Below are 15801 nucleotides of genomic sequence, written 5' to 3'. Positions count from 1 at the left end.
TTCATTTCTTAATTATTCAGCTCACCTTTACATTGTTTTAGGATTTCTGCAAGCTTTACAATCTCTTCTTCTGTGTTAAAGCTGTGCAGACAAATCCGCAGTCTTTCTGTTCCGGCTTTTACGGTGGGGCTGTATACGGGATACGTTACCATTCCTTTTTCTAAAAGTATTTGATGGGTCTTTTTGAGCCGTTCGTTATCTGGAATTATAATCGGCTGGATGGGACTGTTTTCCGAAGAAGGACTTAAAAATCCCTGTTTTCTGAAAATATTGATGTTTTCCTGCAGTTTTACAGATAATCCCGGGTGATTGTTAATAAAGTTATAGCTGACTTTTATAGCTGCCCACTGCATATCCTGAGCAGAGGTGGTGTAGATAAATGGTGATGCAAAATTGATCAGATACTTTTTGATCAATTCAGTGGAAAGAACGGCTGCTCCATGGGCCCCGAAAGCTTTTCCATAAGTAACCACCGCTGCGAATACCTGACCTTGCAGCTGGTACTCCGTAACTAATCCATATCCGAAAACACCTAAAGCATGTGCTTCATCTACAATCAATGCCGCTCCGTATCGATCTGCAATAGCTGCAATTTCTTTAAGCGGCGCCAGGTCTCCTTCCATAGAATAGAGGCTTTCTATAGCGATGTAACACAGTCCGGATTGCTTTTGCAGGATTTGTTCCAGATTCCGGATATCATTATGCCTGAATTTTAATTTCCGGGCATGAGACATTCTGCAGGCATCGTGTACCGAACGGTGAATCTGTTCATCCACAATCAAAGTGTCATGACGTGTCGGCAGCGTCGAAAATAAAGCCAGATTCGCATTGTATCCCGACGGGAAAAGTAACGCAGACGGATAATGATGAGTATCCGCAATATACTTTTCTGTTTCCTCTGCTTCGGGACTGTTTCCGCTGATGAGCCTTGATCCTGTACTTCCGGACAATAAGCCAGGTTGCTCCATAACTTTTTTCAGGAGTATATTTTGCAGTTTTTCATTTCGCGCCAGACCTAAATAATCGTTGGAATAAAAATCAATTCCTATTGGTCTGGATTTTAGTGTTCTCAGCGTTCCTGCTTCTGTTCTTTGGTCTAAAGCCTGTTGAAAATGTTGAAAACGATCAGGCATATTTCAGCTGTGATACTTCTGCAACAATGGCATTAATCCAGTTTTCATGGAGTTCTTTTTCAATAGTCAGGATATTTTCAGCATGGATTTTCCAGTCGTCTGAAAATTCGTCAAGCTGACTGATCATTTCTTCAAGATGTCCTTCTTCTTCCAGAATGATAGATTTTACCATAATTTTAGAAGATTCTTTAGTAAGAATGTCCTGATATACGGGATAAAGTTCATCAGCCCGTACCTCTATGGCATACGTCACAAAAAGATAGGCTGCATATTTCAATTCTTCTTTGGTCAGGGTAAAAGTTTTCTGTAAATATTTACATGCTTTTATGTCTAAAGAATGGAGGTACTGCTTTGTTGCAAGCGGTGCCAGCAGTTCATTATTTTCATAAGTTTTGCAACCATCTATATTCAGTTTTCCAATTTGTTTTTTTAGGTAATACGCGTGACGGTGCTCTTCTGCGGCATGTTTCAACTGGATGAGATTTACTTTCACAGGGTGTTCACAAAGGGATATTTTCCTGGCTCCTGCATTTTCCATATAAGATAAAGTATTCAGCCATTTGGCATGCACCTCATCATTGAGGACGATACGCTCTAATAGATTGTAAAATTCCATGTATTTTTATTTTGAGTCAAAAGTAGTATATTGCCGGATGGTTCTATGGTGCCAGTTTTTATATTATGGATAGTCCGGTTGAAGTTCCTTATAAGAGTTTTATAAAAATTGATCGAAATTCTGAAACTGCAATGTATATGCAGGTGACCCATCAATTGATTAATGCTATACAGCGTGGATATCTTCCTTTTGGTACAAAACTTCCGGGAACCAGGGCACTGAGTCAGATGCTGGGAGTTCACAGAAACACAGTAGTTTCTGTATATGATGAGCTGTTTGCCCAAGGCTGGGTAGATAGCCGGCCGAATAAAGGAACATTTGTTTTGGGTAAAAATGAAGAAAAACCCACGAAAATTGCTACTGTTAAGACCTATAATCTTAAAAGTTATCCTGAATCGGCAGGTTTTTCTTTTAAAGCTTCGAATATTTTAGACAATCCTTTTGAATATTCCAACTGTGAATATGTATTCAACGACGGGGTTCCGGATATCAGGCTGACGCAGATTGATCAGCATTCCAAAATATACAGCTCTATACTGAAGCGAAGGGCTCATCATAAAATATTAGGTCATTACAATCATGATGGAAGTGAGTTTTTCAAGAAAAACCTTTCCAATTACCTGAATCTTTCCCGTGGGCTGACCATTTCAAAAAATAACCTGCTGATTACCCGAAGTACGGAAATGAGCATCTATATTGTTTCAAAGCTGCTTCTTTCGGAAGGAGATACTGTACTTGTGGGGGCTTTGAGTTATTTTTCCGTTAATATGATTTTTCAGAAAGCGGGCGTTAACATTGTGTCTGTTCCTATTGATAACGAAGGGATTGATGTAGAGTCGGTACAGGAAATCTGTAAAAAACAAAAGATACGGATGCTTTATCTTACTCCGCACCACCACTATCCTACTACGGTGACCTTAAGTGCCCAGCGGAGAATGGAATTATTAAATCTTGCCCATGAGTATGGCTTTATCATTCTGGAAGATGATTACGATTATGATTTTCATTATGATAAGAGTCCCATCCTGCCGTTAGCAAGTGCTGATACGGAGGGAATGGTTATTTATATTGGCTCTTTCGGAAAATCTCTGGCACCAGGTTTCCGAACCGGATTTATGGTTGCTCCGGAAAATCTGATGATTGAAATGAGGAAATACCTGGGAATTATTGACCGCCAAGGAGATGTATTAATGGAACATGTGTTGGGCGAGATGATTGCTGAAGGGGAAATTCACCGGTATTTAAAAAAATCTTTAAAAATATATCAGGAAAGAAGAGATTATTTCGCTTCACTGCTGGATGAGCATTTGGGTGATTTCATCAGCTTTGAAAAACCTTCCGGAGGTCTTGCCATCTGGGCGGAATGGAAAATCCCGGTCAATCTGATGCAGATCAGCCGTGACTGTTCTAAAAAAAATCTTTTTATTCCTAAAACCCTTTTGTACCAAAACAAAAACCTTACGGCTATGAGATTGGGATACGGAAGCCTTACCGCTGAAGAAATGAAAAACAGTATAGAAATCCTGTCCAAAAGCGTACACATGCGGTCATAAAAAAGACTGTCAAAATTGTTGAACAGTCTCTGAATATTTTTGAAATATAATTTACTTGTTTTTATTTAAACGGATACTGTAAAGCGTAATGAATACGGTGATCAGTAAAAACAACGCACCAATCCATGGAGTACTTTCCAATCCTAATGCAGAAGTTACAGCAAGTCCTCCGGTATAAGAACCAATTGCAATACCAATATTAAAGGCGGCAATATTAATTCCTGAAGCTACGTCTTCCGTACCCGGCAGTTCTTTTTCCGCAATCTGTACCACTAAAAGCTGTAATCCGGGAACGGTAGCAAAAGAGAGTGCTCCCAGGAAGAAAAGTGTGATGATACTCAGTACAGGACTGCTTACCGTGAAATAAAAGGCCAGTAATACCAATCCCTGGGCTGCAAACATCCAAAGTAATACTTTCAGGGGATTTTTATTGGCAGCTTTACCTCCAATCAGATTTCCTAAGGCAATGGCAATTCCATAGACTAAGAGAATAATCGTAACCACAGATTCTTTAAATCCTGTAATTTCCTGTAAAATGGGTGATAAATATGTAAAAACCACAAATGTTCCTCCATATCCCATGGCTGTCATTAAAAAAGCAAAGATCAAACGTTTGTTGGCTAATACTTTCACCTGTTGTTTTAAGGATGCGGTTTTTCCTTTTTGTAAATTCTTAGGAACAAGAATCATACTTGCAATTAATCCGATGATTCCCAAAATAGCCACTCCGATAAACGTCGCTCTCCATCCGAAGTGCTGTCCGATAAAAGTGCCCAGCGGAACTCCCGTAACGATGGCCACTGTTAATCCGGAGAACATAATGGATATGGCAGTTGCTCTTTTTTCTTCCGGAACTAAAGATGCTGCGATCGTAGATCCTATGGAAAAATAAACACCGTGTGCAAAACCGGTTAAGATCCTTGCAAGAATTAAAGTAATAAACCCGGGAGCAATGGTTGCCAGACCATTTCCGATCACAAATAACATCATAATTGCTATTAATAATGTTTTTCTAGGTATTTTCCCGGTTAGAGCTGTTAAAACGGGTGCTCCTATGGCAACGCCTATGGCAACGCCTATGGCGTACAGACTTACCAAAAGCCCTGCAGATGGAATTGATATGCCCAAATCACTGGCAACGGTAGGCAGCAGACCTACAATGACAAATTCTGTGGTACCGATCCCAAAAGCACTGATCGTTAATGCCCAAAGTGCAGCAGGAAGTCTTTTAGACTTGGCTGTTGCATTTTCAAGTTTTGAACGGGAAACCTGTATTTCATTTTGATTGTTCATCGTTTCTATTTTTGTAATATGATTTTGATGCTACAAATTTCCGCCGAATTAATGTATTATAAAAATAACTTAAATAGTAGTTATGTATTATTATAATGATAGTTGTTTGAGTTGTTTGAAATTTGAAGAAAAAATGAATAATAAATCCTTTCTACACGTAATGTTTAGAAAGGATTTATGATATATATTTAAATGTAAATACTAAATATAATTAATTGTAATTATGTATTTTACTTTTTTTATATAAAGTTATTTTCATCTGAAATATTTTTCAAAAAGTGTGAGCTGATTGGATAATGACTGGCTCCAATAAGCGGGATTATGTTCACCTAATGATTCGATATATAAATGCTCAATCTTAAGACTTGTAAGCTTATTATGGAATTTTCTGTTTTGCTCAATCATCTGAGTATCTTCTGTTCCACAATCAAAAATATAATGCTGATTAGCCTCCGCCATGATTTTCACTTTGTTGTCTGTAATGAACCCTGCAGACAATGATTGTATAGGTCCCAGGAATTTATCCACCTGATATCCGGTATATGCTTCTCCGAAAGAGGTTACATCCAAAGCACCACAAGAACTTCCTACAATTCCAAATGTTTTATTGTAAGAGGTACCGATATTGGTCGCTCCGTAGCCTCCCATGCTCCATCCTAAGATTCCGCGGGATTTTTTTTCTGCTTTCGTAGGATAGTTTTTGTCAATAAAATCTACCAGCTCTTTTCCTATAAAAGTCTGATACTGGGAATCTTTAATTACAGGACTGTCTACATACCAGGAATTAAAGTTCCCGTCCGGAAGAATGTATATGGTTTTGTACTCCTGTGCTTTCTTTACGAGATCAGGAATATCCTGCTTAATGGTTCTGTCCGGATTTCCGCTGTATCCGTGAAGAATGTATACTGACGGATACGTAACATTGGGTTTAAGATCGGGAGTAATAATTACTGTTTTGATCTTTTTGTTCATTTTTGCACTGAAAACTTCCTGATGGATTATTTTTTGAGCAAAAGTCTGGGCAAAGCTTGCTGACACCAATACGATGGTCATTACCTTTTTCATATGATAACTGTTTAATGATTAATTGAATTTGCTGGTACAAACTTACCTCAGATAAAATACAAAAACCTCAACATATGTTGAAGCTTTTGTAACTATATTTCTTTTTTTATGCGGCTCAGCTGGGTGGGGGTAATTCCTAAATAGGAAGCGATGTGATGCTGTTTCAGCCGGTTATATAATGATGTATTTTCAAGTAACAACAGATAACGCTGTTTTGCCGTTTCATATTTTAAAGATATTTCAAGGGGTTCTTTTTTGACGACCCAGTTTTTCTCTAAATAATGCATATGAAACAACGCCAGATCATGGTATTGATGAAGCAAATCTCTATACGCTTTAGCCGGATATTGTATCACGGTGCAGTCTTCTAAAGCTACGATATTAAAATCGCTGGGTTCTGCTTTAATAATAGCCGAAGTTGAAGCCACAAAACTGTTTTCCTCAAAGAAAATTTTATAAATAGTATTTCCCTGTTCATCTGTAGTGTAATAGCCCACCAGCCCGGACTTGATGAAATAATACGATCTCGCCATTGCCCCGGATTCCAAGAGCAGTGTATTCTTATCGTACCTTTCTATGGAACAGATATCCATAAGCGCAGCCACTGTTTTATCTGACAGCGGATAGTACTGATTAATCTGTTCTAAAAATTCTTTCACAATAGTTTTATTTTATTCCAATATTTTTTTCATCATCAGATCGGTCTGTTCATCGTCACCCAGTACAAATATATGTTTGTCGAACTCTACAAATCCATTTTTTCTGTAAAAGTTCAAAGCTCTTTCGTTTTGTTCCCAAACACCGAGCCAAAGATAGGATTTTTGCAAGCTGCGTGCTGTTTCCAGTGCCTGATCATATAGAAGCTGGCCTACTTTTTTCCCGTGATAGCTTTTTTTAACGTAGATACGCTCAATTTCAAGACTGGTTTCATCCTGCATTTCCGTCTGCGCCTTCCCGGAATTCACTTTTAAATAGCCAACCGGATTATCTTCTTCCCAGGCAATGAAGAAATGAGAATCAGGATTATTTAATTCTGACTGCACTTTTTCTGTACTGAAACTTTCTTCCAGATATTTTTTCATGGCTTCCTCAGAATTATTTTCTGAAAAAGTTTCAGAGAAAGTCTGCCTGCCAATATTTTGGATGGTTTCAAGGTCTTTTATTCCTGCTGTTTGAATGATTATTGATGACATGTGCTCCATTTATTGCTCTAATGTATTAATAAGATTTTTTATTTCGGGTATGCTTAATTCTGTTTTTGTGTCTGTCTGTAAAATATTTTTTAAAGCTGTGGCATGTGCTGTCTGCAAAGCATTTTCAGCTTTTACTTCCTGATCGGGAATTACTCCTGTATGATTCCAATTTTTATGGCTGATAGAAGCTGTTATTTTTCCTGCCGGAACAAGCAATAAATATTGATTCTGAATAATGAAATCTTTTACCGGATTCGCTGCACCGCCTGTTTTTTCTCCAATAATTTCAGCTAATTTATACTGCTGCAAAAAGTAGGCAAGCCCTTCACCTGCAGAAAAAGTTTTTTTGCTTGTAAGAATATAGATTTTTTTATGAAGATATTTCTGTCCTGCAACTTCAGATTGTGTAGTGTTGTGTACTGTTTGATTGGTATGCCTGAAATAGGTAGTATACAATTCTGTTTTTTGATCAAAAAAGTAGCTGCAGAATAAAAGAAGCATCTCATTATCTCCACCTCCGTTTTCCCTAAGATCAATGATCAAAGAATTGGTATTGGCCACAAAATCCATCGTGGCAGCTACTATTTTTTTGCTGGATTCAACGGTTGCAAACCCTTTAAAATTAATATATCCGATGTTTCCTTCCAAACGCTGTACCTGTTCAAAACCGAAATTTTCGAGGCTGTTGTGGAAATTATCTGATTTCTCACGCTCTTTATTATTGATAGGCTTTTCATGGTTATAGTTTTCAAGATATTTCACAAAAAAATGTTTATCCTTAATTACCGTTCTCAGTTTTTGCGTGAGCAATGCTGCTAAATCTTTTTTATTCAACTGAGTAAAGGACTCGTTTTTAGATTCGCTCTGAAATAAAGAATCTACTTTTTTATAGGCCTGAGGATCCACATAATAAGCCTTCACTTTTTCTTTGATATCAGAAAATACAGCTGCATCATTATTTCTCTGTGCATAAGAAAATAAGGAATGGAAAAGGAAAGCTCCAACTAACAATTTTTTCATTTGAAATTAGGTTATAATGTTTAGACAAAAGTATTTCAATGAAAACCACGAACATTGTAAAAATGGAAACTTAAATAAACAGCCAGACCGTATTCTGTTCTGTATCCACATGTTCAAAGAACTTTCCGGGACTTATTTTGGTCAGCTCTCTAAAATCTTTAATAAGATGAGACTGGTCATAAAAAAGATGTTCATAGGAAAGCTCTGTGAGGTTCCTGGACTTCTTATTTGAAATCAGTACGTTACGGAATCGTTGGATTTTCCTGAATTCAGAGGCAGGTTTTCCTAAATATCGTTTCGATATTTTATTGAGGTACTGCCGGGTAATATTGTTTTTGGAAGCAATTTCTTCAATACTGAGTTCAGACTCAAAATCTTCAAGGATTGTATAAGGTAATGCCAATGTTTTCTGCTGGAATTTTGAAAGCCAGTATTTTTCCAGCATTTCAATCTGTTTTTTTCTATCGGTTTCCTTTAAAATACCATTCATGATTTCTTTAAAATCTGAAAGATGGATTACCTCCTGCAAATCATCAGCGCTGTCTGCATCAAAAAAATGATACATCCCTAATGGTTTATAATAAACGGTAATTTCATTTACAGACTGTGCATAACAAATTTCGGTAGGCACAGAACATCGGGAAACAAAGTCAATCACTATATTTTCTGAAGAAGAGCGATGAATTTCCAGCCAGCCTTTATCCTGAGTAATGACTACATCCTGACAGGCCGACAGAATAAAATAATTATCCGGAAATGTGAGGTATCGAACAGGTTCATGAGCTTCGTCTTTTTCCATAAAATAATATCCTTCCATATATTTTTTAAGGATAGGATGAATCGGCTGGTAAAAAGTAATTTTCATAGTAGGAGACGAAGGAATGTAAAAATACAAATAGAAAATAAAATCCTGAAGTTTTTCTTCAGGATTTGTTGATGAATTATGAGAATAATATTTTCTTAAAAGCTTCAGAGGCTAAATGCACCTGTACCGCCCAGTCATCTGCTGCATCACTTCCTGCATCATCTGAAATGTATTTTAAGCACAGAAACGGAATATTTTCCTTCATTGCGACTAAAGCCAGCGGATAGGCTTCCATATCTACAATCGTATACTCTGTTTCGGAATGGTTCATTTCAAAACTGTCTCCACTTCCACAAATTCCTTCGTGTAAACCCTGCATCTGGTGGCCATATTCCAAAACGGGAGGAATTCCGGACAGTGGTGTTTCATACAAACTGAATCCAAGTCCTCTTACATCCATGTCCCGCTGGATAAATTTTGTACAGCATACTACCTCACCTTTCTGAAAGCTTTGGCTGCCTGCAGAACCCAGGTTGACAATTAACTGAGGTCTTCTGAGATGAATTTCTTTCGTCAGTTCGATAGCGGCATTTACTTTTCCAATACCGGTAACGAGTTTATTTTTATCATCAAAAACTTTTCCTGCTTCTGAATCTAATGCAAACACAAAAAGAGTATCTGAAACGAGGTACTGAAGTTCGTCGTTAATCTTTATCATCAATACAATAGATTAAATACTGCATCCATCGGCATCACATGAAGTGCCGCCGTCAGAAAGATCTTTAAATGGACTTACCGTTTCATTGTATGTCTGCTGTAAGGCATTTACAAAAGTTTCCACAGGTTGTGCCCCGGAAACTGCATATTTACCGTTCAGAACAAAGAAAGGAACGCCTGTAATCCCGTTGTTTTGGGCATCAGCAATATCCTGATTAACCTCTTGATCGAACGTATCAGAATTTAAGACTTTCTGTGCTTCTTCCTTATCAATTCCCAGTTTTTCTGCAATAGAAACCAAAAGATCAATAGATCCCACATTTTCACCGTCAATGAAATGAGCTTCAAACAATGCTTCTTCTACTTCTGAAGAAAGATTATGTTTTTTGGCTAAGTGAATCAGTCTGTGGGCCGGGAATGTATTGGTAATTAATGCTTTTTCAAAATTAAAATCAATTTCTGCCATTTGTCCCATCTGCGCTACCTGGCTTACCATCTGGCTGGCCTGAGCTTCGGGAATTCCCTTTTTTTCCTTAAAATATTCTACGGTAGTTTTTGTTTCGGAAGGATTCAGGGTTGGGTCCAGCTGAAAGCTCTTCCACTCTACTTCCACTTCATTTTTAAAGGGTAGGTTTTCAAGGGCTTTTTCAAAATTATGTTTTCCGATATAGCAAAAAGGGCACATCACATCAGACCAGATTTCTACTTTCATTTTTTCTTTTAATTTTAATTCTTGATCGATTTTTTAATCTTATCAAAATTAAGGCTTATCATCCATTGTAACAAGATTTATTACAATTTATTGCTGGCAGGGAAGCATTATTTTTTCTCTTCTTTCCAAAACTGTTCTCACAATCATCATCAGGAAAGCCAGCAGGCCGAAAACAAATCCGATCCACGGATTATACGCCACTCCCTTAGAGACAATCATCCAGCCGCCTAAAGTCGTACCTAATGTAACACCCAGATTTCCGAAAGAAGTGGCCAGACTATTGGCAAATTCCATGGAACCCGGCACTGAAGAAATCATATAAGTGGAAGCATTCAGGAAACTCGGAGAGTACATAAATCCCCAGATGACAATACAAATCATATTGCTGATTAAATGATCACCTGAAACATACAGTAAAACAGGCATGATGAGTGTTCCGGAGAGAAAAAAAGCAGTCGTTTTAGGAATACTTTTGCTCAGCATTTTTCCGGCAATCCAGTTTGCAAAAACACCCACAATTCCGAACAGGAAAAGCATATAGCTGATCATAGTACCGTCCATTCCTTTTGCTTTGTTCAGATAGTCTGCAAAATAGCTGTAGGTAGAAAACCAAGCGGTGATCATGAAAAAATTCATGGCTGTGCTGGTTATAAAAACAGGCTGAGTCAATATTTTCAGTTGACTTCCGTATGATTTTTTTTCTTTTACCGGCATAGAAGGAAGCGATAGGTAAATTGCAGCCAATGCAATGATACTTACTATAGTTTGGATGATGAATGAGTATTCAAAAGTATACATACTGGCCACCCATGTTGCAAAAGGTACGGTCGTTACCATTGCAATCGCTACTCCACTGAATACAATCCCCATAAGCTGATTTTCATGTTTCTTATCTGCTTTGGAAATCGCAACAGATAAGGCCGTCGCAATATAAACCGGCTGTAAAAATGCAGGTAAAACCCTCACCAGCATCAGTAGCCAGAAAGGCGGTGAGAATGAGGAGACAACTCCTGTGACAAGAAATATGGCAATGGCAGCCAACATGAGCTTTTTACGGTCAAAACCTGAAGTAAGTAAGGTCATAAAAGGTCCTGTCATTGCAATAATTAAGGCAAAGGCACTTAACAGATATCCCGCTTTGTCGATGCTGATCTGATAATGTTCTGCAAGCTGTGGCAGAATTCCAATCACGCCGAATTCGGTGGTGATGACGGCAATAAACCCTAAACATCCTATGTAAGCAAATTTCTTCATTTTTACTGTTCTAAATTTTCATGGGCAAAGACTGCAATTTCATCTATAGCGGCTTGTGTTTCATTCAGAATAGCTCCCATATGCATAAAACCATGAACCATATCTTTATAAAAACTGGTTTGCACAGAAACTCCTGCATTTTTCATATGCTGTGCCAGTTTTTCCCCTTCATCCTTTAAAGCATCATGTTCTGCTATAAGAACTAATGTAGGTGGGGTATTTTTAAAATCTTTAATTAAAATAGGTACTGCTAAAGGATCCGGATTGTTTTTCCCTTCCGGATGATACCATTCCCAGGCCTGGATACCGCCTTCCTTGTTTAAGACAGGACCTGTTTCATAGGTTTCCCACGATTTCGTATTGAGCTGGTTATCAGCAGCCGGATAGATGAGTGCCTGAAATTTCAGCAGTTCTCCTACCTGTGCTGAAACACTTGTTGCAAGGGCTCCTCCTGCACTGTCGCCTATAATTCCGACTTGATTTCTGTCAATTCCCAAAGATTTAGCATGATCGGCAACCCATTTGACGATGTCGATACAGTCATTCAGACCTGCAGGAAAAGGATGTTCCGGGGCCAGTCGATAGTCTACAAAGATGATGACCGATCCTGTTTGATTAGCTAATTTCCGGACCACCGCATCATGGGTTTCAAAACTACCGGCAATGAACCATCCGCCGTGAATATAAATAATGGCTGATGAATTTTCAGGCCTTTTTCCTTTCGGACGATAGATACGAATTGGAATCTGATGATTTTCCTGAGGAACATTCAGCTCTTCTATCATTGCAACCGGTTCCTTCTTTTCACTAAGCTGAAGCGTCATGGTTTCCAGATATTTCCGGGTATCATCTAACGGGTCCTGTGCATTGAATGATTGTATTTTTTCTAAATGATTGATGATTTTATTGATAGGTGATGTTAATTGCATTATTTTTTTATTTTTTATGTTATATAATATTCTCAATTAAAAGGAATGTAAGCGCTATGATTCCCCGAACTGCTGACTATTTTCAGTTTCTGAGTACAAAATTAAATTTCAAACCTTACATTTGCACTGTATACAGCGAATTGTATGGTACTAACAAATTTGTAAGCTATGGGGAAAATAAAGGAAAATTCGACGAATAACATCAATAAAAAGTACATCCAGGAATGTGACCTCTCCTATGCAGTATGCAGAATCGGCGGAAGATGGAAACTCCTGATTTTGAACAGACTTAAAGATGGGAAATTACGCTTCAGTGAAGTCCGCGACCGTATCTGTGGCATCACCGAACGAATGCTTACCCTACAACTGAGAGAGCTGGAAAAAGAGGCACTTGTAAAAAGAACGGTACATGCACAAGTACCACCAAGAGTAGATTATGAGCTCACTGATATTGCCAGAGAGCTGATCCCCATATGGGAAGAACTGGAAAAATGGGGAAATAAGCACAAAGAATTGCTTCATGGAAATAACCATGAAAATTAAAAAATATATAATTTGTTGTCATGCTAAGATTGAGATGCATTAACCCTTCTGCTAAACAGCACATGAGCGATTAATGCTAACAAACCAAAACTTGCCCCCACGAGGCAAACACCGTCCCACTGGGCATAATGCCAGGCAACAGAAGCCAGCCAGGTTCCCAGAGAACCGCCGATAAAATAGCAAACCATATACACGGTGTTCAATCTGTTCACTGCATTGGTTTTTATTAAGAAATAATTGGTCTGGTTCATGATATGACTTGACTGTACTCCCAGATCAACCAGGATCACACCTACAATCAGCCCCCAGTAAGTTTCTCCTGCAAAATAGGTGAATCCCCAGCTTATTAAAACGATCAGCAATGCATATACAATGATTCTATTGATATCTAAATATTTCTGAAGCTTTCCTACTTTAGCCGCCGCTAAGGCACCTACAGCACCTGCCAATCCGAAACTTCCGACAACAGAAGCCCCTGCATTGAACGGAGGTTTTTCCATATGAAAGACTAACGTTGTAAACAAGGCACACATCGATCCAAAAGCCATAGCTCCGCGAAAAGATGCCAGCTGTAAAATAGGCTGTGTTCTTGCTAAATGAGCCACAGAGCGCATCAATTCTTTATAACTGCCTTTGAAATTAGGCTGCATTTCTGGAAGCATTTTATACACTGCCAGCCAGACCAGGATCATGAGTCCTGCGGCAATCCCAAACATGGCTCTCCAACCCCAGACATCTCCTACAATTCCACCTATAAACCGGGATAAAAGAATTCCCAATAACAACCCTGACATTACGACTCCGATATTGGAAGATTTTTCTTTATCAGAGGAGAGTTCTGCCGCAATTGGTATAAATAACTGAGGTATGACAGACGTTGCACCAATCAATAAACTGGCTGCATACAGCATCCATAATTGAGTAGCGAACGTCATCCATAATAATGAACCGAACACTAAAAAAAGATCAATCAGAATGAGTCTTTTACGAAAGAATTTATCTCCCAACGGAACAATCATTAATAATCCAACAGCATATCCAACCTGGGTAAGAACAGAAATTTTACTGGCTGCACTTTCAGAAACTTTCAAATCATTGGAAATAAGGGCCAGTAATGGCTGATTGTAATAATTGTTGGCTACTACAAGTCCTGAAATAATTGCCATCAGCCAAATTACCGTTCTTGAAATACCGTTCGTAGAGCTCGTCTGCATAGTTATATTAAAATTTGAGCGCAAAGATAAGAATAGAATTACTGAATATTGACGATTTCAAATTGTTAATAATGAATGATCTTATTAATACAGTCGATTGAAAATACTTTATAGTAAAGCAATTCCGGACATTTATCATTAAATTTGTACTATCACCTATTCTCAAACAATAACTATGGATTCTAAAGAACAGATCGTAAAAAGATCAATGGAAGCAAAGAAAATTTTCCTGCCCCACCTTTCTGCCGACCCGGTCATTTTTGGCTTTGATCAGAATGAACTTAAAGTCCTTCTGATTAAGACAAATTACAGAAAACTTTGGCTTCTTCCCGGCGGATATGTTGGAAAAAACGAAGATCTCGATGAAGCTGTGGTAAGAATTCTTAAGGACAGAGCAGGAATAACAGCGGATGTATATCTTGACGAATTTGGTGTGTTCGGGAAAAGAAACCGGAGTGAACATTATTTTGAAGATTTTGATGAAACTCTTTTTCACAAGCAGCGGTTCATTTCCATAGGATATTATGCGCTGTACAATCCTTCGAGATTCAATCTGGTTCCTGATGAGTTTAGTGAAAGCTGCGAATGGATCTATCTGAGCAAGTTATCTGAAATCGAACTGGCTATGGATCACCGGGAAATTATTGAAAAAGCGCTGCTTACTTTGCGCGAAAAGATCTCTATAAAACCAATCGGCTATAACCTTCTTCCGGAAAAATTTACTCTTTCCGAGCTTCAGAAACTGTATGAAGCTATTTTAGGAAAAGAGCTCAACCGCGGAAATTTTTACCGGAAAATTAAAAATCTGGGTATTCTTAATAAGCTTGAGGAACAAAGACGCGGCGGTGCCCACAAATCTCCGGATCTGTATTCTTTTGATGAAGAAAAATATGCCCGGGCTTTGAAAAACGGATTGAATTCCTGGTAGTCAATCATCGTTTTTACCGATAGATGAGATCGAAAAAAAAGGTTTTACAGATTTAGAAATATTGAAGAAATTTGTCTCATGAAAATCATCCCACTTAAGGAAGGCAATTTCTCAGCAAACAAAACGAAAGATTTTAGTCTTTTAACGGAAGACAGTTTACCGACTGCGACAGGGATAAGAATGTCTGTTCAGCCTTTTCTTATCATTACGAAAAATGATTATATTCTTCTGGATACCGGTCTTGGATGGAAAACACCCGAGGGAAAAACCGTACTCTCAGACCTTCTGAAAAAAGAAAATGTAAAACCTGACCAGATCACTAAACTGCTGCTTTCTCATCTTCATAAAGACCACATTCAAGGAATTATAAAAAATAAGGAAAATGGTTTTGAGGCTGCTTTTCCCAATGCAACCATATATGTTCAAAAACGTGAATTTGATTTTGCAATGGAAAACAGGGACAATCCTTCATTCGATTTTGAAACACTTAACAGGCTGACCCAGCTTCCGAATATTGTCTGGATGCATGAAGATCAAGGGAAGATATCCGATGAAATTTCTTATCAGGTAGTAGGCGGACACACTCCTTTTATGCAGGTTTTCTGGATCACAGAGGATGAAGAGACTGCATTTTACGGTGCGGATGATCTTCCGCAGGAGTCTTATCTCCAATATCATCTGGCCTATAAAAGTGATTTTAATGGCCGAAAAGCTAAGGAATTAAGACGGGTCTGGGAAAAAGAAGCTGTTGAAAACCACTGGAAAGTGTTGCTTTATCATGATCTGGATAAAGCTGTCATTGAGTTCTAATATTATAGTAAATCGG

The 15801-nt window shown here is 38.2% G+C and carries 17 protein-coding genes; 4 read left to right on the top strand and 13 right to left on the bottom strand.

Annotation, left to right across the window (positions count from 1 at the left end; translation table 11 throughout):
• Positions 1-8: 8 nt before the first annotated feature.
• Together IW15_RS10735 and IW15_RS10730 are read right to left on the bottom strand one after the other, a co-directional pair.
• On the bottom strand, positions 9-1133 hold the full coding sequence (locus IW15_RS10735; protein ID WP_034711270.1) for an aminotransferase class I/II-fold pyridoxal phosphate-dependent enzyme: 1125 nt from the start codon (positions 1131-1133) through the stop codon (positions 9-11).
• Positions 1126-1749: a hypothetical protein gene (locus IW15_RS10730; protein WP_034711269.1), complete on the bottom strand. Its 624-nt coding sequence runs from the start codon at positions 1747-1749 to the stop codon at positions 1126-1128. Before IW15_RS10730 ends, IW15_RS10735 begins: the two co-directional genes overlap by 8 nt.
• A gap of 65 nt (positions 1750-1814) precedes the next feature.
• On the opposite strand from IW15_RS10730, the gene pdxR reads away from it, so the two are divergent.
• Entirely contained in the window at positions 1815-3302 is a 1488-nt protein-coding gene (gene pdxR / locus IW15_RS10725; RefSeq protein ID WP_034711268.1) for a MocR-like pyridoxine biosynthesis transcription factor PdxR, read from the top strand.
• Between the two features lie 51 nt (positions 3303-3353).
• Here pdxR and IW15_RS10720 read toward each other — a convergent pair whose 3' ends face one another.
• From IW15_RS10720 to IW15_RS10675, 10 genes are all read right to left on the bottom strand, one after another.
• Positions 3354-4595: an MFS transporter gene (locus IW15_RS10720; protein ID WP_084681416.1), complete on the bottom strand. Its 1242-nt coding sequence runs from the start codon at positions 4593-4595 to the stop codon at positions 3354-3356.
• 255 nt (positions 4596-4850) lie between these two features.
• A complete protein-coding gene (locus IW15_RS10715) occupies positions 4851-5660 on the bottom strand; it encodes an alpha/beta hydrolase (RefSeq protein WP_034711267.1) in 810 nt (269 codons plus the stop codon).
• A gap of 92 nt (positions 5661-5752) precedes the next feature.
• Positions 5753-6319, bottom strand: a complete 567-nt coding sequence (locus tag IW15_RS10710) for a Crp/Fnr family transcriptional regulator (protein ID WP_034711266.1) — start codon at positions 6317-6319, stop codon at positions 5753-5755.
• Between the two features lie 12 nt (positions 6320-6331).
• A complete protein-coding gene (locus IW15_RS10705; protein WP_034711839.1) occupies positions 6332-6853 on the bottom strand; it encodes a GNAT family N-acetyltransferase in 522 nt (173 codons plus the stop codon).
• A gap of 9 nt (positions 6854-6862) precedes the next feature.
• A complete protein-coding gene (locus IW15_RS10700; protein ID WP_034711265.1) occupies positions 6863-7873 on the bottom strand; it encodes a S41 family peptidase in 1011 nt (336 codons plus the stop codon).
• Between the two features lie 70 nt (positions 7874-7943).
• Entirely contained in the window at positions 7944-8738 is a 795-nt protein-coding gene (locus IW15_RS10695) for a helix-turn-helix domain-containing protein (protein ID WP_034711264.1), read from the bottom strand.
• A 76-nt stretch (positions 8739-8814) separates the two neighbouring features.
• Positions 8815-9396, bottom strand: a complete 582-nt coding sequence (locus IW15_RS10690; protein WP_034711263.1) for a 5'-methylthioadenosine/S-adenosylhomocysteine nucleosidase family protein — start codon at positions 9394-9396, stop codon at positions 8815-8817.
• A gap of 12 nt (positions 9397-9408) precedes the next feature.
• Complete coding sequence (locus IW15_RS10685) at positions 9409-10107, bottom strand: DsbA family oxidoreductase (protein ID WP_034711262.1); 699 nt, start codon at positions 10105-10107, stop codon at positions 9409-9411.
• A gap of 87 nt (positions 10108-10194) precedes the next feature.
• Positions 10195-11361 (bottom strand): MFS transporter, encoded by a 1167-nt coding sequence (locus IW15_RS10680; RefSeq protein ID WP_034711261.1) that lies wholly within the window; start codon positions 11359-11361, stop codon positions 10195-10197.
• 2 nt (positions 11362-11363) lie between these two features.
• Positions 11364-12290: an alpha/beta hydrolase gene (locus IW15_RS10675; protein WP_034711260.1), complete on the bottom strand. Its 927-nt coding sequence runs from the start codon at positions 12288-12290 to the stop codon at positions 11364-11366.
• Positions 12291-12458: 168 nt separating this feature from the next.
• Here IW15_RS10675 and IW15_RS10665 point away from each other — a divergent pair, with 168 nt between their 5' ends.
• Positions 12459-12833, top strand: a complete 375-nt coding sequence (locus IW15_RS10665; protein WP_034711258.1) for a winged helix-turn-helix transcriptional regulator — start codon at positions 12459-12461, stop codon at positions 12831-12833.
• Positions 12834-12856: 23 nt separating this feature from the next.
• On the opposite strand, the gene IW15_RS10660 is transcribed toward IW15_RS10665, so the two are convergent.
• On the bottom strand, positions 12857-14047 hold the full coding sequence (locus IW15_RS10660) for an MFS transporter (RefSeq protein ID WP_034711257.1): 1191 nt from the start codon (positions 14045-14047) through the stop codon (positions 12857-12859).
• A gap of 175 nt (positions 14048-14222) precedes the next feature.
• Here IW15_RS10660 and IW15_RS10655 point away from each other — a divergent pair, with 175 nt between their 5' ends.
• Both IW15_RS10655 and IW15_RS10650 read left to right on the top strand, forming a co-directional pair.
• Entirely contained in the window at positions 14223-14975 is a 753-nt protein-coding gene (locus tag IW15_RS10655) for an NUDIX hydrolase (protein ID WP_034711256.1), read from the top strand.
• A gap of 78 nt (positions 14976-15053) precedes the next feature.
• Positions 15054-15785: an MBL fold metallo-hydrolase gene (locus IW15_RS10650; protein WP_034711255.1), complete on the top strand. Its 732-nt coding sequence runs from the start codon at positions 15054-15056 to the stop codon at positions 15783-15785.
• Positions 15786-15801 lie beyond the last annotated feature (16 nt).

The sequence above is a fragment of the Chryseobacterium soli genome (genome assembly GCF_000737705.1).
Classification (GTDB): Bacteria; Bacteroidota; Bacteroidia; order Flavobacteriales; family Weeksellaceae; genus Chryseobacterium; species Chryseobacterium soli.
The sequence above is the reverse complement of the archived record's forward strand: the minus strand, read 5'-3'. Positions and strand labels throughout refer to the sequence as shown.

Excerpts from the sequence above, each read along its gene's own strand:
- IW15_RS10735 (WP_034711270.1), bottom strand. The coding sequence starts at position 1,133 with ATGCCTGATCGTTTTCAACATTTTCAACAGGCTTTAGACCAAAGAACA.
- IW15_RS10730 (WP_034711269.1), bottom strand. The coding sequence starts at position 1,749 with ATGGAATTTTACAATCTATTAGAGCGTATCGTCCTCAATGATGAGGTG.
- pdxR (WP_034711268.1), top strand. The coding sequence starts at position 1,815 with ATGGATAGTCCGGTTGAAGTTCCTTATAAGAGTTTTATAAAAATTGAT.
- IW15_RS10720 (WP_084681416.1), bottom strand. The coding sequence starts at position 4,595 with ATGAACAATCAAAATGAAATACAGGTTTCCCGTTCAAAACTTGAAAAT.
- IW15_RS10715 (WP_034711267.1), bottom strand. The coding sequence starts at position 5,660 with ATGAAAAAGGTAATGACCATCGTATTGGTGTCAGCAAGCTTTGCCCAG.
- IW15_RS10705 (WP_034711839.1), bottom strand. The coding sequence starts at position 6,853 with ATGTCATCAATAATCATTCAAACAGCAGGAATAAAAGACCTTGAAACC.
- IW15_RS10700 (WP_034711265.1), bottom strand. The coding sequence starts at position 7,873 with ATGAAAAAATTGTTAGTTGGAGCTTTCCTTTTCCATTCCTTATTTTCT.
- IW15_RS10695 (WP_034711264.1), bottom strand. The coding sequence starts at position 8,738 with ATGAAAATTACTTTTTACCAGCCGATTCATCCTATCCTTAAAAAATAT.
- IW15_RS10690 (WP_034711263.1), bottom strand. The coding sequence starts at position 9,396 with ATGATAAAGATTAACGACGAACTTCAGTACCTCGTTTCAGATACTCTT.
- IW15_RS10685 (WP_034711262.1), bottom strand. The coding sequence starts at position 10,107 with ATGAAAGTAGAAATCTGGTCTGATGTGATGTGCCCTTTTTGCTATATC.
- IW15_RS10680 (WP_034711261.1), bottom strand. The coding sequence starts at position 11,361 with ATGAAGAAATTTGCTTACATAGGATGTTTAGGGTTTATTGCCGTCATC.
- IW15_RS10675 (WP_034711260.1), bottom strand. The coding sequence starts at position 12,290 with ATGCAATTAACATCACCTATCAATAAAATCATCAATCATTTAGAAAAA.
- IW15_RS10665 (WP_034711258.1), top strand. The coding sequence starts at position 12,459 with ATGGGGAAAATAAAGGAAAATTCGACGAATAACATCAATAAAAAGTAC.
- IW15_RS10660 (WP_034711257.1), bottom strand. The coding sequence starts at position 14,047 with ATGCAGACGAGCTCTACGAACGGTATTTCAAGAACGGTAATTTGGCTG.
- IW15_RS10655 (WP_034711256.1), top strand. The coding sequence starts at position 14,223 with ATGGATTCTAAAGAACAGATCGTAAAAAGATCAATGGAAGCAAAGAAA.
- IW15_RS10650 (WP_034711255.1), top strand. The coding sequence starts at position 15,054 with ATGAAAATCATCCCACTTAAGGAAGGCAATTTCTCAGCAAACAAAACG.